At 70.2% G+C, this 22,894-nt stretch carries 23 protein-coding genes and 2 pseudogenes; 20 read left to right on the plus strand and 5 right to left on the minus strand.

All coding sequences use genetic code 11. The features are described from left to right. Positions 1-97 precede the first annotated feature (97 nt). From AB0I73_RS29255 to AB0I73_RS29330, 16 genes and pseudogenes are all read left to right on the plus strand, one after another. A pseudogene (locus tag AB0I73_RS29255) lies at positions 98-385 on the plus strand (ABC transporter); the annotation flags it as partial. Positions 386-444: 59 nt separating this feature from the next. Further along, the gene (locus tag AB0I73_RS29260) at positions 445-1,590 is read left to right on the plus strand and encodes an NUDIX hydrolase (RefSeq protein WP_363042286.1); all 1,146 of its coding nucleotides are present in this window, start codon (positions 445-447) and stop codon (positions 1,588-1,590) included. A gap of 53 nt (positions 1,591-1,643) precedes the next feature. Next, on the plus strand, positions 1,644-3,134 hold the full coding sequence (locus tag AB0I73_RS29265; protein ID WP_363042288.1) for an NUDIX domain-containing protein: 1,491 nt from the start codon (positions 1,644-1,646) through the stop codon (positions 3,132-3,134). Continuing rightward, positions 3,131-4,015, plus strand: a complete 885-nt coding sequence (locus AB0I73_RS29270; RefSeq protein WP_363042290.1) for an aminoglycoside phosphotransferase family protein — start codon at positions 3,131-3,133, stop codon at positions 4,013-4,015. The genes AB0I73_RS29265 and AB0I73_RS29270 overlap by 4 nt, the downstream gene beginning before the upstream one ends. Positions 4,016-4,193: 178 nt before the next feature. Beyond that, positions 4,194-5,021 (plus strand): NUDIX domain-containing protein, encoded by an 828-nt coding sequence (locus AB0I73_RS29275; RefSeq protein WP_363042292.1) that lies wholly within the window; start codon positions 4,194-4,196, stop codon positions 5,019-5,021. Between the two features lie 308 nt (positions 5,022-5,329). After that, the gene (locus AB0I73_RS29280; protein WP_363042294.1) at positions 5,330-6,067 is read left to right on the plus strand and encodes a hypothetical protein; all 738 of its coding nucleotides are present in this window, start codon (positions 5,330-5,332) and stop codon (positions 6,065-6,067) included. Between the two features lie 4 nt (positions 6,068-6,071). Beyond that, positions 6,072-6,737 (plus strand): dTMP kinase, encoded by a 666-nt coding sequence (locus tag AB0I73_RS29285; RefSeq protein WP_363042296.1) that lies wholly within the window; start codon positions 6,072-6,074, stop codon positions 6,735-6,737. After that, on the plus strand, positions 6,734-7,609 hold the full coding sequence (locus AB0I73_RS29290; RefSeq protein WP_363042298.1) for an isocitrate lyase/phosphoenolpyruvate mutase family protein: 876 nt from the start codon (positions 6,734-6,736) through the stop codon (positions 7,607-7,609). Before AB0I73_RS29285 ends, AB0I73_RS29290 begins: the two co-directional genes overlap by 4 nt. Before the next feature lie 116 nt (positions 7,610-7,725). After that, positions 7,726-8,196 carry an NUDIX domain-containing protein gene (locus AB0I73_RS29295; protein ID WP_363042300.1) on the plus strand — a complete coding sequence of 157 codons (471 nt, stop codon included), beginning with the start codon at positions 7,726-7,728 and terminating at the stop codon, positions 8,194-8,196. A 2-nt stretch (positions 8,197-8,198) separates the two neighbouring features. Continuing rightward, on the plus strand, positions 8,199-8,888 hold the full coding sequence (locus AB0I73_RS29300) for a TylF/MycF/NovP-related O-methyltransferase (RefSeq protein ID WP_363042381.1): 690 nt from the start codon (positions 8,199-8,201) through the stop codon (positions 8,886-8,888). Continuing rightward, positions 8,885-9,829 (plus strand): NAD(P)-dependent oxidoreductase, encoded by a 945-nt coding sequence (locus AB0I73_RS29305; protein WP_363042302.1) that lies wholly within the window; start codon positions 8,885-8,887, stop codon positions 9,827-9,829. The genes AB0I73_RS29300 and AB0I73_RS29305 overlap by 4 nt, the downstream gene beginning before the upstream one ends. Continuing rightward, a complete protein-coding gene (locus tag AB0I73_RS29310) occupies positions 9,826-10,731 on the plus strand; it encodes a nucleotidyltransferase domain-containing protein (RefSeq protein ID WP_363042304.1) in 906 nt (301 codons plus the stop codon). Before AB0I73_RS29305 ends, AB0I73_RS29310 begins: the two co-directional genes overlap by 4 nt. A gap of 35 nt (positions 10,732-10,766) precedes the next feature. Beyond that, complete coding sequence (locus AB0I73_RS29315; RefSeq protein ID WP_363042306.1) at positions 10,767-12,647, plus strand: radical SAM protein; 1,881 nt, start codon at positions 10,767-10,769, stop codon at positions 12,645-12,647. Further along, complete coding sequence (locus tag AB0I73_RS29320) at positions 12,644-13,357, plus strand: hypothetical protein (protein ID WP_363042308.1); 714 nt, start codon at positions 12,644-12,646, stop codon at positions 13,355-13,357. The genes AB0I73_RS29315 and AB0I73_RS29320 overlap by 4 nt, the downstream gene beginning before the upstream one ends. 87 nt (positions 13,358-13,444) lie before the next feature. Beyond that, positions 13,445-13,618 (plus strand): hypothetical protein, encoded by a 174-nt coding sequence (locus AB0I73_RS29325; protein WP_363042310.1) that lies wholly within the window; start codon positions 13,445-13,447, stop codon positions 13,616-13,618. Between the two features lie 97 nt (positions 13,619-13,715). Further along, on the plus strand, positions 13,716-14,624 hold the full coding sequence (locus tag AB0I73_RS29330) for an HEXXH motif-containing putative peptide modification protein (protein WP_363042312.1): 909 nt from the start codon (positions 13,716-13,718) through the stop codon (positions 14,622-14,624). A 63-nt stretch (positions 14,625-14,687) separates the two neighbouring features. Here the strand turns inward: AB0I73_RS29330 and AB0I73_RS29335 are convergent. From AB0I73_RS29335 to AB0I73_RS29355, 5 genes and pseudogenes are all read right to left on the minus strand, one after another. After that, positions 14,688-15,251: pseudogene (locus AB0I73_RS29335) on the minus strand (transposase family protein); the annotation flags it as partial. 326 nt (positions 15,252-15,577) lie between these two features. Next, positions 15,578-16,201, minus strand: coding sequence for a hypothetical protein (locus AB0I73_RS29340; RefSeq protein WP_363042314.1), 624 nt, complete (start codon positions 16,199-16,201; stop codon positions 15,578-15,580). Beyond that, positions 16,198-17,394: an MAB_1171c family putative transporter gene (locus AB0I73_RS29345; protein WP_363042316.1), complete on the minus strand. Its 1,197-nt coding sequence runs from the start codon at positions 17,392-17,394 to the stop codon at positions 16,198-16,200. The genes AB0I73_RS29340 and AB0I73_RS29345 overlap by 4 nt, the downstream gene beginning before the upstream one ends. Beyond that, the gene (locus AB0I73_RS29350) at positions 17,391-17,765 is read right to left on the minus strand and encodes a hypothetical protein (RefSeq protein ID WP_363042318.1); all 375 of its coding nucleotides are present in this window, start codon (positions 17,763-17,765) and stop codon (positions 17,391-17,393) included. Before AB0I73_RS29350 ends, AB0I73_RS29345 begins: the two co-directional genes overlap by 4 nt. Positions 17,766-18,176: 411 nt before the next feature. After that, complete coding sequence (locus tag AB0I73_RS29355; protein ID WP_363042320.1) at positions 18,177-18,623, minus strand: helix-turn-helix domain-containing protein; 447 nt, start codon at positions 18,621-18,623, stop codon at positions 18,177-18,179. Between the two features lie 673 nt (positions 18,624-19,296). Here AB0I73_RS29355 and AB0I73_RS29360 point away from each other — a divergent pair. The 4 genes from AB0I73_RS29360 to AB0I73_RS29375 all read left to right on the plus strand — a co-directional run. Further along, positions 19,297-20,193 carry a helix-turn-helix domain-containing protein gene (locus AB0I73_RS29360; RefSeq protein WP_363042322.1) on the plus strand — a complete coding sequence of 299 codons (897 nt, stop codon included), beginning with the start codon at positions 19,297-19,299 and terminating at the stop codon, positions 20,191-20,193. Positions 20,194-20,195: 2 nt separating this feature from the next. Then, positions 20,196-20,906: a hypothetical protein gene (locus AB0I73_RS29365; RefSeq protein WP_363042324.1), complete on the plus strand. Its 711-nt coding sequence runs from the start codon at positions 20,196-20,198 to the stop codon at positions 20,904-20,906. A 156-nt stretch (positions 20,907-21,062) separates the two neighbouring features. After that, positions 21,063-21,710, plus strand: a complete 648-nt coding sequence (locus AB0I73_RS29370) for a WhiB family transcriptional regulator (RefSeq protein WP_363042326.1) — start codon at positions 21,063-21,065, stop codon at positions 21,708-21,710. Next, on the plus strand, positions 21,707-22,894 hold a 1,188-nt coding region (locus AB0I73_RS29375), incomplete at its 3' end, for a hypothetical protein (RefSeq protein WP_363042328.1). The genes AB0I73_RS29370 and AB0I73_RS29375, both read left to right, overlap by 4 nt.

Raw genomic sequence — 22,894 nt, forward strand, 5'->3', positions numbered from 1 at the left:
CGGTTCCACAGCGCGGAAGAAGTTCTCCGCTACGTCGAGACCATGGAGGAATCGAATGCCCATTCGGAACCGTGAGGTTGTTTGCGCACGGCTTCCCCGCGCCTTCCACCGGCAGGCGGCGCTCCTGGTGATGGATGAACCCACGGCCGCCCTCGACGCAAGGGCGGAGCACCGGATCTTCTCCGGCCTGCGCGAGCTGGCCAAGGACCGCGCCATCCTGCTGATCACACACCGGCTCACCAATGTGGCCGTCGCCGACCGGATCGTGGTCCTGGACGAGGGCCGGGTCGTGCAGGAGGGAACGTACGCCCAGCTCACTCAGGAGCCGGGGCTCTTCCAGTCCTTGTGGGAGTTGCAGCGACGGATGAGCGGCGACACCACCTGATCATCGCTCCCTGTCCGCGCAGTTCACATGCCCGCCCACCTTTCTGAAAGGCAAAGCGCGTGGCCTCTTCCGTCTCCCCTTCGGATCACGTTGCACCGCGAGCTGCCCTGTCGGCAGCGCAGTACGCCGCGTCCCGGCACGCGGTGTGGCTCGGCGCCGCTGCGATCATCACCGACCAGGTCGGCCGCGTCCTGCTGGTACATCCCACCTACCGCGAGGACGACCGGTGGCTGCTGCCCGGAGGAGTCGTCGAACCCGGCGAGCACCCGCACGTCGCCTGCCGACGCGAGATCACCGAGGAACTGGGCCTGCCGGACCTGCCCCTGTCGGACGTGCTCGCCGTCCACTCCCTCTCGACGCACCACCCCGACATCAGGCCCGGCATGTCCTGCCCCGGAGAGATCCGGTACGTCTTCGACGGCGGAACCCTCACCCCCGACCAGGCGCAGGCGATCCGCCTGCCCCGCGAGGAGCTGTCCGAGTTCGCCTTCCTCGAGACTCGGGACGCGGTGCAGCGTCTGCGCCCCGTGGACGGGCAGATCATGCTCGCCGCCTACCGTGCCCGGCTCGGGAACACCGCCACCACCCACCTCGCCGACGGTCGGCACATCCTCGACGTCCCGGCGCTGGATCGCCATGACGTCCACGTCCGCTACCGGCCCCTGTGGGACAGCCCCCTCAACCGTGCCCCTGTCCCCGAGCGGCTCCCCGTACAGCAAGCCTGGGCGTGGTGCTTCGCTCCCGACGGCAGGGTCGTCCTCGTCGCCGACCCCGGCCCCCGGGGCGCCCTGCCGATGCTGCCCGGCGGCACCGTGGAGAAGACCGACACGACGCCCGAGGACACCCTCCACCGCGAAGCTGCCGAGGAAGCCCAGCTCACCCTGACCGACCCGGTGCGACTGGGCTGGGTGCTGGACGAGACCGGCGAGGTCTACGGCGGAGTGGGGCCCAATGCCAGGCTCCGCCTGGCCGCCCGTGTCACCGCCATCGGGCCGGCAGCCGTCGACCCCGCAACCGGCCGCCCCTTCGCCCGTATGCTCGCCACCCCTGCCCAGGCAGCCGCCCTACTGGGATGGGGCCCGCCAGGAGCGCGGCAAGCCCGACTCGCCGCGGAGACAGCCCAGGAGCGTTGGGGCCTGCCCACCGCTCGCCCCACCGCAATCGAGGAAGTCCCCCGCGGAGGGGATGCGGCTGAGCTGACATGAAGGGCCCATCCCGCCGCGACTCGTTCCGTTCCGCGCCCCTCTGAGGTAGACCTATGCCGCTGTCGCACGACCACATCCGCACCACCGTCGATACCTACCTCGCTCGCCACCCGCACGAGCGAACGCAACTCGGCGGCTTCCTGGACGCCCTCGACCGGCCCACCGACATCGCCTGTCGCTCCACCTTCTCCGGACACGTCACCTGCGGCGCCATCGTCGTCGACCAGCTCGGCCGCGTCCTGCACGTGCTGCACCGGGCGAGCGGGAAGGTCCTCGCTCCCGGCGGACACACCGAGCCCGAGGACGAGTCCCTGGCCGCGGCGGCCCTGCGGGAGCTGCACGAGGAGACCGGGATCCCACCCCAGGCCGTGGCACCGTGGGCCGGATACGAGGCCGTACCGTTCGACATCGACGTCCACGACATCGACGCCCACCCTGGCAAAGGCGAACCCGGCCACCAGCACTTCGACCTCCGCTTCCTCTTCCGCCTGCACACAGCGACGGAGGTGCCGGTAGTGCTCCAGAAAGAAGAAGTCGCCGGCATCGAGTGGCGGCCGGTGGACAGAGTGACCTCCCCCTCCCTGCGTGAGAAGCTGCTCAAGCTCACGCCCGCCGTCGAACCGGAGGCCGCCAACGCCTCCGCCCTGATCTACAACGACCGCGGCGAGTACCTGCTCCACCTGCGCGACTACTTCCCTGGCCAGATCTGGGAGCCGGGCATGTGGTCGCTGCTGGGCGGCGGCCGAGAGCCCCAGGACGCCACCCTGGAGCACACCGTGCGACGCGAACTGGCCGAGGAAGCCAGCCTCCACATCGCCGACCTGACCCCGTTCGGCATCGAGGAAGCAACCGACGACGCCGACGCGACCGTGCCCATCGCCGTCTACGCCAGCAGCTGGAATGGCGATCCCCGCGACCTCCACCTGACGGAAGGGGTGATGCTGGCCTGGTTTGCCCCCGACGACCTCCACCGCCTGCGCATCGCGCCCTCCACGAGCGACCTCGTGCGGCGTCACGCCGCCAGCCGCACGGCCGGCACGTCCGCTCCAGCCCCGCAGACCAAGGCTTCCCTGGGGGAAGATCGCCGACCGGCCTCCCCGAGCGGCACGGTCCTCAACGTCATCGGAGTCCACCTCTACCTGGAGCGGCCCGACGGAACGGTGCTGCTCGGGCTACGCCACCCCGACTCCGTGTTCGCGCCCTCCACCTGGCACGTCCTGGCCGGCCACTGCGAGCGGGAAAGCGCGATCACGTGCCTGATCAGAGAGGCCCGGGAGGAAGCCGACCTGCTGATCCAGCCACAGGACGTCGAACTCGTCCATGTCGTCCACCACATCGACCAAGCCGGGGACCAACCGCGCATGGGCCTGTTCTTCCGTGCGCGGACCTGGACCGGCGAGCCGGAACTACGCGAGCCGGACAAGTGCACCCAGTGGAGGTTCTGGGATCCGACCGCGCTCCCGGAAAACCTCGTTCCGTACACCCGGGTGGTCATCGAGGGAATCCACGCCGGCCGTCTCTACTCGGAGACGGGGTGGTCATGAGCACGGCCGCGTCAGCACACTCGGAACTCTTGCCAGAGGGGGTGCGACGGTTCGCCGAGCAAGCGGTGGGGCGCATCGCCACGTGGACGGATACCTCATGGGCCCGCGAGAGCAGCCGGGTGTGGCGGGCCTGCGGAGCGGGCGGCGGGACCTGGTACGTCAAGATCCACCAGAACGATCGGTTCCACCACCGCGAGGTGGACGCGTACCGCAGCTGGGTCCCGCGCCTGGGAGCAGCTGCCCCCACACTGGTGGTCTCCGGCAGCACGTTACGCGCCGTCGTCGTCACCGCGGTGCCCGGTCATCCCCTGCACGGTCTCGCGCACCCGCCTGAGGAACAACGACGCCTCTTCCACCAGATCGGCGCCCTAGCCGCTGCCATTCACCGCATTTCACCTGCGCCTGTCGCCACGGCGGAAGGAGTGCCGGCGCTCGCGAAAGTCAAAAGGCACCTGGAGGCAGCACGACCCCATCTGCGCCTGGGAGACGAAGGGTTCATCAGGATGATCGTGGCGCGTGCTGAGGACGCCCCGCCCCTGGACTGCGTGCCGACACACGGGGATTTCCAGCTGCGCAACCTGCTGCTGGACGAGGATGGCAGCCTCGCGGTGATCGACTTCGAACGCAGCGAGCCCGGTCCGGCCATCCGCGACCTGGTCCGCCTCTCGGACGCCTGGGCCACACAGCCGTACCTCCACGACGCGTTCATGGCCGGCTACGGCCGCGAACTCACTCCAGCCGAAGAAGAACGCCTCGTCATCGACTCCGCGCTCGACGCCCTCTCCGGAATCCAGTACGGCGCCACGCACAGCGATACGGAAACACGGGACCGCGGGCACCGCACCCTGGCACGCCTGCGAACCCAAAACCACCCCCAGTGAACCGTTCACACCGAAGATTCCGCCCCGGCCAAACCCTGGCGTGTCCTCCAGTAGCCCGCACATCCCGCAACAGACCAGCAGCAAGCATCGATCGGAGGCACTCGTGCCTGACGACACCCAACAGGCGGTCTCGGCCGTCCCTGGTCCAGCGACAGGAAACGGACGGCATGAACACCACATGCGCCTGCTCCCGAGGTACTACCGGCAAGTGGAGGCAGGCCGTAAGACGATCGAGGTGAGGGTGGCCACCCCGCAGAAGCGCGCTGTCGCAGCCGGCGACACGGTCGTCTTCCACGACCGGGACAGCGACCGGGAACTCGACATCATCGTGCAGCGGGTCACCCGCTATCCCTCCTTCGAGGATCTGCTCGGCTCGGAGGACCCCGCGCGCGTCGACCCGGACGGTCCACTCGGGGAACTGCTCACCGACCTCCGAAGCATCTACCCGCCGGCCAAGGAAGCTCTCGGCGTCCTCGCCTTCGAGTTCGACCACCGCCCCGCCCGGCCCGGCCGCCCCATGCCGATGACGCCCACGCAGTACGCGCAGACCGTTCCCCACCACACGGTGTACGGCTGCCTGTACGTCCGCGACGAGGACGACCGACCGGTACAGCTGCGCTCGGTCTACGGCTCACGACTCTGGCAGTTTCCGGGCGGCAACCTGGACGCCCAAGGAGAGGACCCGCTCCAGACCGCCCGGCGTGAAGCAGTCGAAGAGACCGGCCTCGAACTCGGCCTGGAGACACCGAGACTGCTCCTGACCCATTTCCTGCACGCCGGGCCCCACATGCCGTTGAACAAGGTGGGTCTCATCTTCGACGGGGGGCGGCTGACCCCGAACCAACTCGGCCGGATCCGCCTCGATCCCGCCGAGCACGACATGTGGGCGGCGCACGACATGGCCGACTGGCAGGAGTTGATGGCGCCTCGCGCCTTCGCTCGCCTCGCCGCCGTCGAACGAGCCAGGCGCGGTGAGGGCCCCGCCTATCTCACCACGCCCACCTGACCTATAGCGCGACCACTGAGGAGGCACCGTGCCTGTCGAAGACATCAACACCGAAGCGTGGAAGACCTACGGTCAGCGACAGCTAGACCGCGCCTACACGCCACCCGTACCCGAACGGATGTCCTGGACGACCTGGGACGGAATCGGACCAGGGGTTGAAGTCCTCGGCGACATCACCGGCCGCAGCAGGTTTCGGCCGCCGGCCACCCGAGCTGCATGCGGCCGTGCGCCGTGATCGCGGGCGCTGTGTCGCGTCCGATTCTGACGAATCCAAAAAGGGCGTCCTCGTGCCCGAGAAAGGATCCCGTGTGTCCCTCTCCTCACCCTGCCCGAACCTGTATGCGTCCTGGGAGGCGCTCGCCGACGGACTGCAGGTCCAGCGCCTGGCCCTACACCTGCCGCAACTGCGCGAGCAACTCCTCACACCGCCCAGCAGTATCGCCTTGTTCGCGCAGACCCCGCCGAGCACGCTGACCGCGCGCCCCGCCGCGCTCACCGGACCGGCGGCCGAGCCCATGATTGACCAGGCCGGCCTTCAGCACTGGCTGTGCCTGCCTGCCGAATACGGAACGACCGACGCCGGGACGAACCCCTTGTCCGCGAGCGCCGACCAGGTCGCCGACACCCTCCTCATTGGAGTTACCCATCCGGTCATCCGCGCTGCGGTGGCCGCCGTGTGCACTGCGTCGGCCTGGTGGGTGGGCGCGTTCGCAGTCATCCGCCACCTCGGCGTCCACCACACCTCCCTCCAGCCCGTCGATACCGCGATCACCCTGGAGACGCTGCAGAGCGCGACCAGCATCGTGGCGCTCGGCACCGCCCAACGGATCCTCGCCGAGCAGCTGCGCACCACAGCGACGGACGAGGCCGTACGCATGGCCTACTGCAGCGCGATCACCGAAAGCATCGTCATCGAGAGCCGGCTTCCCGAGCTGCTGGACGAGCTGGGTGAGCTCCGGCTGGCCGACCTGGTGTCGACGTCGATCCCGTGGCGCGGCCGGTTCACGAAGTACGCCGGGGGCACCGGTGCCGGGCAGGTGGAGTAAGCCGATGGACCGCTATCCCTTCATCGTCGTCGAGGGCCTGGACGGCACCGGCAAAACGACCTTGCGCAAGGGCCTGTTCCGCCTCTTCGAGGGCCTGTTCCGCATCACACCCCTCGCCGTGCTGACCACCAACTTCCTCAACCCAGCCGTCGCGCTGGACCTGGTGGAGGGCAAGTACCAGCCCACCGAGGAGAACCGGGATCGCTACCTGGCGGCGCTCGCCGCAGACAAGCAGGCCACCGCCGACCGACTGATCGCCCCCTGTCTGCCGACCCGCCCGGTCATCGCGGACCGGTGGCTGCTGTCCGAGCTGGCCTTCTTCGCGGTCAAGCACGACCGCGCCCCCAAGGAGACGTACGCGCAGCTCACCGAGCCGCTCCACCTGGTCCCCGACCTCACGCTCGTTCTGGACATTACTCCTGAGACCGCGATGGAACGGGCTGCCGACCGCTCCGGGGACGCCACTCGCCCTGACTGGGACGTGATGGAAGTCCAGGCCCGGGTCCGGGAGGTCTACCAGTCCGTGGTCGACGCGCCTGCCGCCTTTCCCGCACTGGGAAAGGTCGTTCGGATCAACGCCGCACAGGACCGCGCCACCGTCTTGCACACCGCTTGGAAGGCCATGATGCAGCACGGCCTGCTGCCCGAGTATGAAGGAGCCGCGCCGTGACCACTCCCACCGAGGCCGACATAGTCCCGCTCGTGACGCGGCTTGCCGCCGCAGCGGGCGCCCGCCGCCCGCTGCGGGCGATCGGCGCCGCGAGCGCGGTGGCCGCCAAGGTCGCCGTGGAGACCAGCTTCGACGCCCTGTGGGTGTCCGGCCTGGAGGTCTCCACGGCCCTGGGGCTGCCGGACGAGAACGTGCTGGGACCGCGCGATCTGGCCGACACCGTCCTCGCCCTCACGCGTACGGCGGCGCTGCCGGTGATCGTGGACATCGACAACGCCGGCGGCACCCCGGCCGCGGCCCGCCGGTTCGCCGGCGACCTCACCCGCGCGGGAGCCGCCGCCCTCTGCCTGGAGGACAGCGCCTACCCCAAGGTCAACTCCTTCGCCCTGCACCGCAGCCAGGCGCTCGCCCGCATCGAGACGGTGACCGAACAACTCGCCGCGATGCGCGACGCCGTCGGCACCCGGGTGGCCCTGATTGCGCGGACCGAGGCCCTGATCTGCGGGGTAAGCGTGACCGAGGCAGTGGAGCGGGCCGCCGCGTACGCGGCGTGTGGCGCGGACGCGGTGCTCATCCACTCCAAGGACCCCACCGGGCAGCAGGCCCTGGCCACGGCCGCGGCCTGGACGGGCGCGGTGCCGCTGGTGACCGTGCCCACCGCGTTTGCGCACCTGTCTCCGGACGAGCTCGGCGCGGCCGGGTTCGCCCTGGCCATCTACGCCAACCAGCTCTCGCGCGCCGCGCTCGCCGCGATGCGGCGCGTCGCCGCCTCCTTCCAGACCACCGGCTCCTTCACCACCGACGGAACGCCGCTGTCCGATGTCGGGGACCTCCTCCAGATCGCCGACCCGACCGCCCGCTCCTGCCTGTAGAAGGCGCCCAGGCTCCACTGTTTCACCAGGTTCCGCTCTGCTCCAACCCCGCACCACCAGCATCCGCCGGGCAGTCGGCCGCGGCGGGCTCGACGAGGGAAGGAACACACCGCGCCATGAAACCTCTGCCCCGCATCAGCGTGTCGGTCAAGGCCACGATCGTTCACCAGGACCGCATCCTGCTCATGTCGTACGACGACCACTCCGGCTTCCACTACAACCTGCCCGGCGGCAAGGCGAAAGAGGGCGAGCCGTTGCGCGATGCGGTCGTGCGCAAGGTCAAGGAGGAGACCGGCCTGCGGGTGCGCACCTCGCGGCTGCTGTTCGTGGTCGAGTATGTCCCCGAGCAGTACAACAACGAGTTCGGCACCGTCCACAAGACCCAGCACAACTTCCTGGCCGAGCTCCTCGACGAGGACACCACCCCGCGCAAGTCCGACCCGCCCGACCCGATCCAGGTCGGCTTCGAGTGGGTGCCGCTTCAGGAGTTCGGCGGCAAGTACCTGCTGCCGCGGGTCAACCAACAGCTGCTCGACGCGCTCGCCGGGGTCCCGGCCGACCGCGACGTCCTTGTGGACCGGTGGTGACCATGCATCCCCGGCCCACCGCCATGCTGAGCCTCGCTGAACTGCACGACTGGCTCCTCGAACACCACGGCGACACCGTGGATGCCGACCGCTTGCCCGCGATCCGCACCGAACTCGAGCAGCTCGCCGCCCGCGAAGTGCCCGGTGCCGTGGTGGAACTTGGCTGCTACCAGGGCGCCATGGCGTTGTGGATGCGCGCCGTGCTGGACGCTACCGGGCAGCGCCGGCGCCCGGTCCACGTCTACGACTCCTTCCAGGGCCTGCCCGAACGCGGAGCGAAAGATCCCGACATGTTCGAGGCTGGCTACCTGCGCGCCGAGCCGGAACAGGTGCTTGCCCTCCACGACCGCTGGGGCCGTACACCGCCGGCGATCCACCCGGGCTGGTTCGCCGACACCCTCCCCGACCAGCTCCCCGACCAGATCGCCTTCGCCTACCTGGACGGCGACTACTACGACTCCATCCACACCTGCCTGACCGCGTGCGTCCCTCGCATGGCCCCCGGCGGCACGCTGATCGTTGACGACTACGCCGACTTGGAGGCGAACCCGAGGGCATGGACCGGGCTGCCCGGCGTTAAGGCAGCGTGTGAGGACTACTTCCGTACCCCCTCCCCTCTGGAGGTCATCACCGGCGCCGGGGACCTGGCCTTCGGCCGCTACACCGCACCTGTCACCGGGGCGGAGCAGTGAGCGCGGTGCGCGAGGCGCCGCTGCTCGTGAGCGTGCGGGGCGCGGCCGACACCGTCCTGCTGCAGCGGCACCTGCCCGGCTGCGCGATCCGGGAGATCACCGCACTCGCCTCGGCGGATCCGAAACTCGCTTCCCGGGCCGAGGTGCTGGTGCTGCGGTCGGGTCACCGACTGGACGCCGAGCGGCTGACCGAGTGGACGAGGCTGCGGCATGTGATCCGGGCCGGGTCGGGTCTGGACGGCATCGACGTCCACGGCTTGGCCGCCCGGGGCGTCACCGTGCACCGCAACCCGGAGCCGGCTGCCGACGCGGTCGCCGAATGGGCCCTGGCCGCCCTCCTTGCACTCGCCCGCCGGATCCCATACGGGCACGCCGCCCTGTTGGAGGGACGGCACGCGAAGCAGCACTGCCTCGCCCCGCCCCTCTCCCGGATGCGGGCGGCGATCTGGGGCGCCGGGCCCGTCGGCCGGGCCTGCGCGAAGGCCCTCGCCCCGCACGTCGCCGAGATCGCCTTCGCGGCCCGTCGCGGCCTGCCGGACGGCCTGCCCTCACGGCCCGGCAGTGAACTGCCCGCGTGGGCAGACGCCCACGTCGTGGCGCTCCCGCTCACCGAAGAGAACCGAGACGGGTTCGGGACCGAGTTCCTCGCTGCGGCACGAGAACGGTGTCCGCTGCTGATCTGCGTCGGCCGCCTCGGCACGCTCGACGTCCCTGCCTGCCTGCGCGCACTCGCCGACGGCCAGCTCGGTGGCCTTGCCCTCGATCCCGTCGAGGAAACCGATCTGCCGCTGTGGCCCAACAAGGCCACGCCTGGTCCGCTGAACCTGATCGCCACCCCGCACATCGGTGCTCAGCGGGACGATGTCCGGTTTCTCCTCGACCGCTGGGTCGCCAGGACCGTCGCCGGTGTCCTGACCGGTGCAGGAAGGAGCGTCCAATGACCGCCGTGCCGTGGCTGGAGACGCGACTCAGGGTTGCCGAGCAGACCGCAGCTGGCCTGGCCGATGAGTACGCCGGCGCCGACGTGTGGTTGGTGGGCGCGCTCGCCGAGGGTCTGGCCCACCAGCACAGTGATGTGGACCTGCTCCTGATCACCCCGGGGCCCGTCGTCGGGCCGGGCTCCTGCCTCGTCCACGGCATCCGCATCGACGTACGGGCGGTGAGTCAGAGCACCGTGCACGACTGGCGCACCCTGCTCGACGAGTTCACCGTGACCCGCGACGACATCGCCGCGTTCCGCGCGGTCCGGGCCAGTCTGAGTGACCTCACCCTCCTGCGCACGGCCCGCTCGCTCGCTCAAACATCGGATCAGGCGGCGGTCTTGGGGCCTGAGCAGCGGGCCATCTACCAACGGTGGGCGCTCGCGGACCGCTGCGAGGCCGCGGCGAGCCTGGCCGAGGACCTGCTCGGTCTGGCCCAGGTGGGCCTGTATCCGCACGCCGACCTGGTATGGGACCGGCTCGCCCGCGTCGTCGCCCAGGCCGAGACCGTCTCCGTCGGCGCCCCGCTGCTCGGCGAGAAGTGGCTGCCCAGCCTGCTGAGCAGTGACGATGCCCGCTTTACGCCCGTGCCGGCACTTCCAGAGCCCTGCTGGGTGAGCGCCGCCGCGCACAGTCCCTTCTTCGCCTCTGTCCAGGTCCGCCTCGCCGACGCCCTGCTCGCGCTCTGGCCCGCCGACGCCGAGCCCGAGCGGGTCGACGAGACGGGGCTCGGCGGCTTCGGCTGGCTGCCGCAGCGTTACAGCGACGGCTGGTTCCTGCGCCGCGGCGACGCCCGTGTCCCACTCTCCGACGGCCAAATGCGCGCCTGGCAGCAGGCCGCCGCACAGCGCGCCCGCACCTGACCCGCCCACCTCCAACCGCAATCGGGGAGGCCCCGATGCCCAGCACCCTCACCACCCCCACGACGACCGCCGCCACCGAGGTGTGGCGGCCCCTGGAGAACACCGACCACACGGCTGCTGTCTCCGTCGTCCTCAAGCTGCGCGGCGAGACCTGCGACGTCGACTGCCTGTACTGCTTCGAGAAGCGCAAGCTCGCGCCCGGCGGCGCCCAGATCACCCCGAACCACATACGCCGCCTCGGCCATATCTTCGGTGAGCGGCCTCTTGCGATCGAACTGCACGGCGGGGAACCCCTGACCGTCGGTAAGCAGGCCATGGCCGACCTCCTCGACGAACTCGCCGCCCAGCCCACCGTGCACCGTGTTCACCTGCAGACCAACGGTGTACGGCTGGACGGCGAGTGGCTCGACCTCTTTGACGCCCACTACCCGCGCCTGCACATCGGCATCTCCATGGACGGCGACGAACAGGGCAACTCCTGGCGCGTCGGCTACGACGGCACCGCGGTTTACCCGCACATCGTGAACGCGCTGAACCTGCTCGCCGAGCGCCAACGCACCTGCGGCATCGTCACCGTGGTCACCCCGGCCGTCCTGGGCCGCGCCGCGGAGGTCATCGACCACATCGCAGCCTTCGACGCGGTACGCGCCGTGCACCTCCTGCCCGCCTTCGACACCACCGTCACCCACCCGCTGAAGGCCACCGGTCGACGCACCAGCCCCAGCCGCCGTCTCCAGGTCGAAGCGGTCGGTGCCGACGGAGCGGCCTGGGCGATCACTCCCGCGCAGTACGCCGAGTTCGTTCTCGACGCCACGGCCCGCTGGATCGGTGCCGGCCACTACCGGCGGATCAAACTCGACCCGGCCGTGGCCACGATCCGCCGCCTCAAGGGCCTGGACACCGCCCACTGCCACTTCGCCGCGCACAAGTGCTCCCACGTCTTCACCGCCTACCCCGACGGCCGCCTCGGCTCCTGCGACGAACTCCCTTGGCCACAGGCCCTTCTGCTGCCGCTCGCCGCCGCCGGCAGCGAGATGGACGTCACCCACGCCCAGCACGCCAACCCGCTGCTCACCACCGGACGACACCTGATGACCAAGTGCGCCTCCTGCCCGTACCAGGCGGTCTGCGGCGGCGGGTGCACCGCGACCCGCTGGCGCATGGCCAAGGCGACCGGCAGCGACGACGCGTACTGCGATCACCGGGCCCGACTCATCGATGGCATGGCCCACCTGCTGGCCGCCCCCGACCACCCGGCCGGCGCCCACTGCCTGCGCGCCCACTGGCGGGCCAACGTCCCGAACGTCATGGACAACGTCGACGCCTTCCTCACCCGCTGGGACGATCCCGCAGCCCCACGGACCCCGGCCCGACTCCGGCGCAGCAAGCACGGAAACATCAACGCCGTCGGACTGCCAGGTCCCTACCCCGCCGACGACCTCGACCCACACCACCCCCAGTGGCGCGACGGCATCGAGGACAGAGCGTGGCCCCTCATCGACACGATCACCCGCAGCTGGGGGGCCGTCACCTACGACTCCTGCCAAGGGCACGTCCACGCAGGCGCCGGCCTGGCCCCGTCCGCCTTCCGCATCGGCCTGCTCCCGCGCACCCGCACCGAGTACGCCGCGCTCGCCGCCCGGCTGTGCCACACGCTCGCCGCCACCGACGGCTACCTGCCCTCCGCCATCACCGCACACGTCACCCGCACCGAGCTGACCAGCACCCGCACCGGCCGCCGCCACCCCGCCCTCAACCTGACCCTCGCCCCGGCCTCCGGCAGCACGTGGGCCGACTACTTCACCGACCTCGACCAGGCCGTACGCACCCTCACCCACGTCGCCCGCCACACCCCGGCGGTCACCGGATGTGCCTGCGCACTCCGCCCGCCCTACCCCACCCGGGAGGCACGATGATCCACATAGCGGAGACTCTCACCGTCTCCAGCATCGAGAACTTCCTCACCACCGACGAGATCACCACCCTCACCACCGTCATGGACGCCGTCCTCGGCGAGGACGGCGTCCACCGGTTCGACACCGAGCGCACCACCACCTTGCACTCCATCCCCGGCCACACCAGCGAGCAGGCCATGGCCGTGTACGAGCCCGCCGGCCGCCTCGAAATCCACCCGCCGCCCGAGGCCGCCGCCAAGATCCTCACCCAGGCCGTCGAGCGGGCGATGCCTGCACTCCGGCGCGCCCTGCCCGCCCTGACCTCCTGTCGCGAATGGATGTACGTCGAGTACGCACCCGGACAGCACATCACCCCGCACGTCGACGGCATCGCCCCGCACCCCACCGACCCGGTCCGCCAGCTCGCCGGGATCAGCGTCGTCCTCGAACACGCCGAAGTCGGCGGCGAGTTCTTCGTCGAAACCACCTCCCATCCCGCCCTGTGGAGCGACCAGCACGGCGACGACGGCTACCACCCGGCCATGGCGTTCACCCACGACGGCGCCGACCACTCCGCCGAATGGTTCCGAACCATGCCGCGCACCCGCTGGAACGTGCGCTCCACCCCCGGCACCGCACTTCTGTACGGATCCCAGGTCACCCACGGCACCGAGCCGGTCCGCGCAGGGCGCGAACGCAAGTTCATCAACTGGCTGATCAGCGAAGCCTGATGCGGCCATGACCCCGCCCATCCGCGGCCCGCCCCTCGCGCGGTACATCCCGACCGGTCCAGTCCCTGCAACCCCCGGAGGATAGAGATGTCGACGACCGATGCGTGCGGCGAGTTCCTCGCCCGTGTGGACCAGTTGCGCAATGACGGCGCCGTGCGCCTGACCGCGCACACCTCCAGCGTCTCCGCTGATGCCTGGAGCATCCCGGACGCCAGCGCCGAGCCGGCCCCGGCCGCCCCGGCGGCGGACAGCGCCGGCTGATCGAGCCAGACCCAGCGGCCTGCCCCTCATCACAGCCCCGGTGCCGGTGCCCGCTCGGGCCCGGCGCCGGGGCCCAGCAGCCAAGGAGCCTCCCGACATGAACGACATCGCCACTGTCCTGGACCTGGACCCCATCGCGGCCTACCGCCGTGAACGCACCGCCGCCGTCCTGGAAGTCCTCTGCCCGGGTCATACCCCTGCGCCGGGTGGCGAGGCGCTGCCCCTGAACTACGCACTGGCACATCACCGGCTCGAAGGCGCCGAGAACGCCGCCTGCCGCGGCGACACGACCACGCTGGACTGGTACCGCAACACCTCCGAGTTCGCCCTGACCCGCCTCGTCCACCCCTCCCACCTCGGCCCACGCATCGTGATCGCCCCGAACGAGGACGAAATGATCCACGGTCCGCACTCCGACACCCCGTACTACGTGCTCGGCCCCGACACGACCCGAGCCGCCGAACCCCTGGCCGCGCAGACCGACGATGCCTTCGACCGCATCGGCGCCTCCGGCCTCGGCGAGCTCGTCGCGGCGCACGCCACCGTGATCTGCTTGACCGGCCGGCGCCGCCCCGACCAGACCCTGCGCAGCTTCGCCATCACCCGGCTGCCGGCGACCGTCTTCACCGACCACACCGGCGACGCAGCCGTGCTCGGCCGCGACCTCGTCCACGAAGCCGCCCACAACTGGCTCAACGACGCCCTGGCCGCGCTCCAGGTCACCATCCCCGACGAGACCTACTTCTCCCCGTGGCGGGGCACCAAGCGGCCCGCGTACGGGTTCCTCCACGCCTGCTTCGCCTTTCCTCTCACCGTCATCTACACCCTCCGGATCCTGTCCGGCACCTCGGGGACCGGACACGCCGTCCTCGCCGACCACGTCCGCCAGCAGCGCACTCACCTGGCCGCCGCCCAGTACGACTTCACCCGGGCGTTGAAGCTGGTCACCGACCACGGGCTGCGTGAGCGGCTCGACATCGTCTTCCAGCACGCCCGCGCGCTCTGAACCGCCCACCGGTCCCGGGCACTTCACGTACCGCCTGGGCACTCCTCAGCCAGCCGCTACCGTCAGTGCCCGGCGGATTGCCTCGGCGTAGGTGGCCAATCCGTCCCGACACACGACCTCGGCGTCGGGATGTTCACGCAGCCAGGCTTCCAGGGTGGCGGCGCAGGGCGAAGTCGTCGACCCCGATCACCTTCGGGAGGGGCATCTGCGGTGTGGGGATACGCCGCAGCAAGCGCAGGGCCGTGGCGTAGGACAGGGGCACGGCCGGTGACGGGGCGAGGCGCGCGGCTGCTCGGCCGCATGACTCCCTGACGACCGCGGACATCTGTCCGGCCAGGCGCGTGGTGCGGCGCTGGTGGCGTTCCAGCAGCCCAGGGATCTGCTCGCGGAAGGTCTGTCGGCGGCAGCCCAGGGCCGGGCAGGTCAGTCTCCGGATCAGGACACGGATCTGGACCCGGCGGCCGTCCACCGGCACGTCTGCCATCGGCCGGCGGTGATACCCGTGCACCTTCGCCGTCGGCGTACCGCATATCGAGCAGGCACCGGGACATTTCGGGTCCGGGCAGTGGCCCGGACTGCCTCACCGCCATCCGTCACCTCAACCAGCGTCAGCAGGCCAGAAGGCACCACGGCGGTAAGGGTGTTGACGTCGTCCATGCCCCATGGTTGCAGACAGAGACGTAGCGTCACCACTGACTACGGAACAGAGCCGGCCGAGCTGCTGGACGTCCGGTGTTTCCGTACGTAAGCATCGGGGGCTTCCTGGACAGGCGTCTGCCTGGCACGAGACCCACTCCCAGGCCCAGCCGCTCAGCTGATCCATCGCGCCACGAAGATGGACCCAGCGCCGATAGCGTGACTGGACAAGGTGATCGTCAGCCGCTGCTGCGCGTGGCTACCAGGCGGCTCGACCGATACGGGGCGCGCCCGACACGGCGCGCCCGCCGGGGCTGCTATCGCAGAAGCGTGAACGCCAGGGCAGCGGTGGAGCCCAACGCCGTGCCGCAGACGAGCTGAGCCAGGGTGTGTGCCTTCAGGACGCGGCGGGACCACCCCATGACGACGACGAAAAGGACCGCGGGAAGGACCAGTGTCTGGCCGAAGACCAGGACGAGGATCATCACGGTGCCGCCGGCAACGGCGTTGTGCACGGATATCTGCCACCACACCGTCACCGTCAGCGCGCTGGCCAGGCCGACGAGCATGGCGATGACGAGCGCGAAGACCTCCCTCGGCGCGCCCAGGACGTTCAGGAGAACGATGCCGGTCACCACGGAGGCCAGGGTGGCCGTGAGGGGGGCGATGCGCTGCCTGCGTACGCGGACGTGCTTGTCGGTGAGCTTCCCGCGGCGGACGCCGAAGTGGATGATCCCCATGGGGACGATGCCGCAGAACAAGGCAGCGAACAGGCCCCATCCGACTCCACTGAAACTGCTGGTGCTGTGCCAGCCGATCAGCAGGAGCAGCGCGATGACCAGGTTGGCCGGTGCGAAGACGTCGGTGAGGACCTTCGCCGCTTTCACTCGCGGGGTGGCTTCGGCGTAGGTGGGGGTGGGGGGTGCGACGAAGGTGCTCATGCCAGTGGCTCCATCAGGCGGTCTTCGGAGTCCGTGAAGTCTCGGACGAGGTCGGAGTGGTAGGCGTCGGACAGTTGGGTGAGCGCGGAGATCTCACTGCGCAGGTCCCGCCCGCCGCCCGCGGGGCGGTGCTCGGCACTGGAACCGGGCGCTGCGCCCCGGGACTTGGCGCGGCGTGCGGCGGCGAGCCAGCAGGCTTCGGCAGCGATTGCGGCCTGGGTGCCGAAGAGGCCCCGGGCTTCGGCGTGCTGCTGGGCCCGTTTCCGGAGGGCGGGCGACGCGTAGTTGTTGAGGGCCAGAGCGGCGTCCCGGATCTCGACGCCTCGCCGGTACAGACGGCCGTGCACGTTGAGCGGGTTGAGGTGTTCGGTCACCGTGCCGCGTGGAGCGTGGAGGCGTACGGAGGGTGTGACCTGTGTGAGGTCTCGCCACAGGGGACGCAGGAGCAGGAGCGCGTGCCGCTTGGCCCGCCACCTGCGGAGCAGGCTGAGCGTGGGCAGGCTGCTGCCCGCGACGATGAGGACGAGGGCCGCCATGAGCAGGGCGGTGGAGATGTAGTCGTCCACGGCGCCGGGGAAGAGACCGTCACCGTGGATGCGTGTGGTGATCGTTGTCGCTCTGACGGCGGCATACCCGACACCGGCGGCCAGGCCCACGCCGATGGTTCGAAGCCCCCAACTGAGCGCTGGACCACTTGCGTTGCGTCCCCAGCGCCAGCAGAGCCTCATGCCTCCCAGCAGTGAGACGGTGAGGTAGCCGAGGAAGAGAAGCGTGTAGGCGAGGAACACGTAATGGGCCACGGGATCCGCGAATATCGACGGCGTCTCGTACGGCTGGAGTTTCGCGAAGAACAAGACCGCCATGGCGAGCGCCGTCGCGCAGGCGACCATGATGCGCCGCCGCTTGGTTCGCGGTCCGTCCGAAGCCCCGGAAATCTTACGCAGGAAGGCCAGCAGAGCAGCTGGTGCGAGCACCCCTCCGATGAGGTGCTTCAGCAAGTAAGAGAGGTCGGTAATGCCTGTCCAATGGTCGAGTGTTCTACCGGGCTGCATGCGCAACGTCATCATGACGGCCAGCCCGAAGAATGCCCACCAAAGAGATCTGTCCTGCCCTTTCCGCCAGACCTTGACGGCACGCCAGGCAACGGTAATCCACAGGAGTACAGCGACCACGAACGTGAAGATGTTCATCATTTACCGTCACCGCGCAACGCCGCGTCAAGACGGTCGAGTTCGGGATCACGAGTTTCCGGAAGGGGCGTCAGTTTTGCCAATTTGGCTATTCGGGTGGCGAGTTGTTCGGCCTCGCGCTCCTGCGGACTGCTGAAGTTCGCCCGCCCCAGCACGCTGCGGACAGTGCGGGGATCGATGGTGGTGAACAGTTCACCCAGGTTGGCGCCAGTGCTCGTGTCACTCGAGGAGCTGTGCCCGAGGAGCATGTGACTGATCTCGTGCAGGACGATGTGGTCTCGGTGCAACGGAGAGGTCGACGCCTCGAAGAAGATGCAGTCCGCGGTATCGAGTTCCACCCACAGGCCGCACAACTCGTCGTCCGCGCCGCTCACTCCTTCGACTTCCTCGACAAGCAGAGGGCGACCTCGGTGCTCCGCTACGGCGGCGCAGAACTTCTGCAGATCGAAGGGGGAAGGAATCTCGATCCCTGACAGTGGATCCGGATTCACCAGTTTCCGGCGCTGCCGGAAGGACGGTATCCGGAGTCGTCGCTGTGAGCGCAACGATTCCCTCCCTGGTCTTTCATTTCTGCTTGCTGCAGGCGCACCGATGGCGCACCATCGGGCACTTTATGCGACCCGGGGGATAATGATCCAGAGAGGAGAATTCAGACTTTCAAGATCGACACCCTGCGTGGCCATCCCGAGCACGGAGCGCTTTCGAGAGCTCCGCCATTTTCAGGACGACCGGACAGAAGTGCCCTAATTCCCGCAGGTTCTACCCTTTGCGGGAAGTGACGAGAGTCATACACCCCGTTCCGGCTGACCGTCCCCGTTGAGACCCTCAAGCTCCCGAGCTCGCTCGATGAACGCCTGCACGGTGCGGAGAGTCTCAGGGGAAAGGCCGGAGGCGCGCAGGGCCACGGAGCGGACCTGGTTGTCGCGCATCGACTCGAGCAGGGTCACTTCCGCCTGGGCGCGCGCCCCCTCGGCGTCATCAAAGAAGTACGCCGGCTGTACGCCAAAAAAGTCCGCGATCGCCTTCAGGTACTTGATGCCCGGATTATCCCGCTGCCCCGTGCGCAGCTGATGAAGGAAGCTCGCCGACATGCTGGGGCCGCCCATGTCCGCCACACCTCGGGCCACTTCGCGCAGCGAGTAAGGCCCCCGCCCCTCGGGGTGAATCACCCGGAACAGCCGGTCGACCTTCTCCGCCAGAGCCCGCCCCTCCTCACTAACCTCGTCGCCCACCACTCGACCTCCCTCTGTCACGCACAGGGGTCCATCAAACCAAACCTGTCAACACACGCGCACATCGCACCCACGGGGACGACGAAGATGTCCGCATCAGTTGACAGACGATGCTGCCCACAGCTTACGATCTTGCCTGACTGTCAACAGGTGTGAACAGCTCCCACGCGGGGCGACCTCAACCGAGCAGCGTGGCCCTGGCCTCACGTAAGCCTACTAACGGACAAACCGGCATGAAGCAGAGAGTTGTAGAGAGTTTAAGAACCAAGTCTGGATCTTGACGCGGGGGCGTGCGTATGTTCGTCGTCCCCCGGGCAGACCGCCCGGCGCGACGGACATGAGGAGCAGTGGCATGCGCACACTCCGGGTCACGTAGGCCCGCAAACAGCGACGGCGCCCGAGAGCGGCAACTCCCGGACGCCGGACGCTTCACGGCAGACCGCCCCGGCAAGGGCGGAGATCGCCACCATCACCACGCTGATCCCTTCCAGGGGGCGTCTCAGCATGGCAACACCAAAGGAGATTCTTGCATGCGCTCCGTCCTGCGCAAAAGGCCCAATGGCCTGGCCTGCTCGGCAGCCGTCCGCTTCCCCGCCCCTACACGCCGGCGGCGGGAACACGTCCCGGCCGCCGGGCCGGCGCGGCCCTCCCGCCCGAGGATCGGGAGCGGTCAGTGAGCGTCGACGCCCGCGAGTGGGTGTGGGAGCACAGCTCCAGCCGCGGGACCGCGCGTCTGGTCCTGCTGTCGATCGCCGATCGCGTACCGGACGAGCAGTGCGCCGCCTGGGCCTCACTCTCCAGCCTGGTCGAGCGCACGAACGCGAGCCGGACCGCGGTACGCGACGCGCTCACGTCGCTCGTCCAGAGCGGCGAGCTGAAGGCGCTGGACCACCTGCAGGGCCCGCAGCGCACCACGGCCTACCGCCTGCCACGCGCCGCCGCATGGCTGGCCAAGGTCGCGGCAGCCACGCGAGAGGACCCGGACACCTACGTCGAGCCGCCGAGCGAGTCGGACCCGGTGCCCGAGCTGGACGAGACGCGGCTCCGGCGGCACGGGATCTGGCCCAGGGAGGGCGCGGAATCCGCCCCCTCCCGCCGGAATCCGACCGGTGCGGAACCCGGCCCCTCCCGACGGAACCCGACCCCCCGACGTGCCGGATTCCGCACCCCGCAAGGTGCGGAATCCAACCCCCAGAACCGTAGAGAACCGAAGGTGAACCGTAAAGGCAGCAGTAGTGGTGCCGCCGTCACCCCGGCCGGCGAGTGGCAGGTCGACCCAGCCACCGAAGCCTGGGCCCACCAGGAGGGGCATCTCGCCCGCCTCGGCGAGGACGGCCTGCAGGCGGCCGACGCCAAGTGGCGTGCCCACCGGGCCGACTGGAAGCCCCGTTCGGCGGGGGCCTGGGCTGCCGACTGGCGCTCCTGGATCGCCCGGGAACACACCCTCGGCCGTCCGAACCTGTACGCCCTGCCCGGCAGCGGCCCCGCCCCTGCAGGCGGCATGACCCGGGCGGAAGCCCACACCGCGGCCCTGCTCGCCGCCCTCGACGAGCCGACCGGAACGGAGTAGCCATGGACCGCCGCGAAATCGCCGCCCTGCTGGCCTACATCGGCCGACTCGACCCCCGCACCATCCGCACCGACCAGGGCGAGGCCCGCGACCAGCTCGCCCAGTGGCACGAGCTGCTCGGCGACGTGCCGATGGCCACACCGCACGGCTGGGACGCCCGCATCGCAGCCCGCCGGCACATCCGGGTCTCGCCGTACCAGATCCTGCCCGCGGACATCGCCCGCCCGTGGGAGAGCTACCGGCGCGACCGCCTGGGCCGGCACACCGACCCCACCCCGTCCGCCGATCCCGACGACCAGGCGGCCTGGGCCGCCGAGCTGGTCGGCACCCGGCGCGCCGTAGCCACTGGCAGCGCTCAGCCCGCGCAGTACCGGGCCATCACCAGCGGCCGGATCGACCCGAAGCTGGAGGCGCGGCTGCGGGAGGTCGGCTCCTGCATTCCGCCGAAGGCCCGGGCCGCCCTCGCGCCCTTCCGGCCCGCACGTGCGGGGCGCGAGGCGGCCATCGCCCAGGGGCAGCCCGATGCCCTCGGCGTCCGCTGCGACTGGTGCCAGGCCCCGGTCGGCGAGCCATGCCGCCGCCGACGGATCGACCGCGACGGCTACGCACGCGGCAACGCCCCGCGCGCCACCCCGCACCCTGGCCGCCTCGACCTCGCCGCCGCCCGGCAGGCCCACGAGACCGAGCAGGTCCAGCAGCCCGCGATGGCCTGACTGGCCTGCCCCGCCGGTGCACCCCGTCCGGGTGCATCACCGCCACGCCACCGCCCCGCCCCGGCTGCGGCGTCCCACGCCGCAGCCGGCACCCGACGCCGCGTCCGTCCTCCGCCGGCCCCGACCGGCTGACGCGGCAGCACATCGGAGACCACCTTGCGCCACATCACCACCCACAACGCGCCGGCCACCGGCCTGCGCGGCATCGGCGACACCAGCTGGCACATCCGCGGCGTGTGCCACGGCATGGACCCCGAGGACGCCGACGCCACGTTCTTCCCGCTCCCCCGGGACCACGAGGCCATCGCCGAGGCGAAGGAACTGTGCGGCCTGTGCCCGGTCCGCCGCGACTGCCTCAACTACGCCCTGGAGAACGCCCTCAAGGAGGGCATCTGGGGCGGACTAACCGAGGCCGAGCGGCGCCCCTGGCACGACGGGCTGCCTCAGCGCCTCGACTACGGCCGCGTGATCGCCTTCTTCAACGGACGCGACGTACACCTGACCGAGACCGAGCGCCAGGTCGTCATCGACCACGCCTACGTCCGGGGCTGGCGCCCCGACCGGCTCGCCGCCGCCCTGCAGATCAGCCACAAGCACGCCCGTGACCTGCTACGGCAGGCCGCCAACAAGGTCTTCGACCGCGACCGGACCCTCGGCGTACCGAGGCGCAAGAACAAGAAGAAGGGGACGCAGACCGCACCGCCGACCAGTCGATCCGCGTCCGCCAAGCCCAGCACGAAGCCGCCGACATGTCCGCCGGCGAAGCCCACCTCGGCGCACGCCTCTCCCGGAAAGGCCGCATGACCCACCCCACCGTTCTGTCCCTCGGTGTCGTCCCGGACCTGTCCCTCCTCCTCGCCATCGGCGTCCCCGTCACCGCCCTGGCGCTGGCCCTGACCGCCTGGGCGATCCGTTACCGGGGCGCCCGTCCGCAGAAACGCCTCGGCAGCCCGGCGGTCAAGGTGGCCGCGCTCGCCGCGCTCGGCTGCACCGCCTACAGCGCGGACACGAGCTGGCGGTTCGCCGCCGACTACCTGGACATGGCCGGCACCGCCGAGCGCGTCGGCATGTTCGCCGCCGCCGAACTCGCCCTCTTCGCCACCGCGCTGATGGCTCGGCAGAACCTGGCCGTCCAGGGGGCGCCCGGGCTGCCGGGCACCCTGGTATGGGTCATCACCGGAGTACAGGTGATCCCTGCCTACGCCGAGAGCGGCCTCGTCGGCGGCACCGTCCGCGCCTTCGTCGGACCGGTCATGGCGGCGATGCTCTGGCACCTCGCCATGGGCATCGAACTACGCCTGCGCACCCCCGGCGCCGCCTCCCACGGCCTGCTCGCCGTCCTCGGGCGTGAGGCACGCGAGCGGCTGCTGTCCCGCCTCGGCATCGCCGCACGGGATCGCGATGCCGCGCAGATTACCCGCGACCGAGCCACCGCCCGCGCGGTCGCGCTCGCCGCCCGCCTCGCCGAACGCACTCCCAAACAGCAGCAGAACTGGCGTGGTCGGCGGCTCACGCGGAGGCTGTCGAAGGCCATCGGCCGGGCCTCGGTCGGAACGGACCCTGCCCAGCGCGCCGAGTTGCTCGACCAGCTCGCTGCCCGCCGGCACGCACTCGCCCTCGCCACGGTCCCCCTGCCCTCACCGTGGTCCCCGCACCACGACAGCAAGACGACCGTCACGGTCCCCGCACCGACTGTCTGGAGTACCACGGTCCCCGTCGACGGTCCCCGCACTGCCCCCGAACCCGCCGGGGGCCGGGGACCGTACATGGAGAGGCGACCGGTCCCCGGAGCCGGGGACCGGGGAGTGGGGACCGAGCTGGGAACCGGGGACCGTGACGCCGGGACCGGGACAGTCGAACCAGCGTCCCAAATGGACCGCGTCGGCTGCGTGGGGACCAGCCTCACTGCGACGAAAGCGCCTGCTCAGGGCCCTGCCCCGCGCCGGGGACCGAGTGGCACCGAGTCGGGGACCGACACCACCGGGGAC

Source organism: Streptomyces sp. NPDC050388 (assembly GCF_040655635.1).
Classification (GTDB): Bacteria; Actinomycetota; Actinomycetes; order Streptomycetales; family Streptomycetaceae; genus Streptomyces.

What these genes read in the sequence shown, in the direction of transcription:
- AB0I73_RS29265 (WP_363042288.1), top strand. Translation starts at nt 1,644, where the DNA reads ATGCCGCTGTCGCACGACCACATCCGCACCACCGTCGATACCTACCTC.
- AB0I73_RS29270 (WP_363042290.1), top strand. Translation starts at nt 3,131, where the DNA reads ATGAGCACGGCCGCGTCAGCACACTCGGAACTCTTGCCAGAGGGGGTG.
- AB0I73_RS29275 (WP_363042292.1), top strand. Translation starts at nt 4,194, where the DNA reads ATGCGCCTGCTCCCGAGGTACTACCGGCAAGTGGAGGCAGGCCGTAAG.
- AB0I73_RS29285 (WP_363042296.1), top strand. Translation starts at nt 6,072, where the DNA reads ATGGACCGCTATCCCTTCATCGTCGTCGAGGGCCTGGACGGCACCGGC.
- AB0I73_RS29295 (WP_363042300.1), top strand. Translation starts at nt 7,726, where the DNA reads ATGAAACCTCTGCCCCGCATCAGCGTGTCGGTCAAGGCCACGATCGTT.
- AB0I73_RS29300 (WP_363042381.1), top strand. Translation starts at nt 8,199, where the DNA reads ATGCATCCCCGGCCCACCGCCATGCTGAGCCTCGCTGAACTGCACGAC.
- AB0I73_RS29310 (WP_363042304.1), top strand. Translation starts at nt 9,826, where the DNA reads ATGACCGCCGTGCCGTGGCTGGAGACGCGACTCAGGGTTGCCGAGCAG.
- AB0I73_RS29315 (WP_363042306.1), top strand. Translation starts at nt 10,767, where the DNA reads ATGCCCAGCACCCTCACCACCCCCACGACGACCGCCGCCACCGAGGTG.
- AB0I73_RS29320 (WP_363042308.1), top strand. Translation starts at nt 12,644, where the DNA reads ATGATCCACATAGCGGAGACTCTCACCGTCTCCAGCATCGAGAACTTC.
- AB0I73_RS29325 (WP_363042310.1), top strand. Translation starts at nt 13,445, where the DNA reads ATGTCGACGACCGATGCGTGCGGCGAGTTCCTCGCCCGTGTGGACCAG.
- AB0I73_RS29330 (WP_363042312.1), top strand. Translation starts at nt 13,716, where the DNA reads ATGAACGACATCGCCACTGTCCTGGACCTGGACCCCATCGCGGCCTAC.
- AB0I73_RS29340 (WP_363042314.1), bottom strand. Translation starts at nt 16,201, where the DNA reads ATGAGCACCTTCGTCGCACCCCCCACCCCCACCTACGCCGAAGCCACC.
- AB0I73_RS29345 (WP_363042316.1), bottom strand. Translation starts at nt 17,394, where the DNA reads ATGATGAACATCTTCACGTTCGTGGTCGCTGTACTCCTGTGGATTACC.
- AB0I73_RS29365 (WP_363042324.1), top strand. Translation starts at nt 20,196, where the DNA reads ATGGACCGCCGCGAAATCGCCGCCCTGCTGGCCTACATCGGCCGACTC.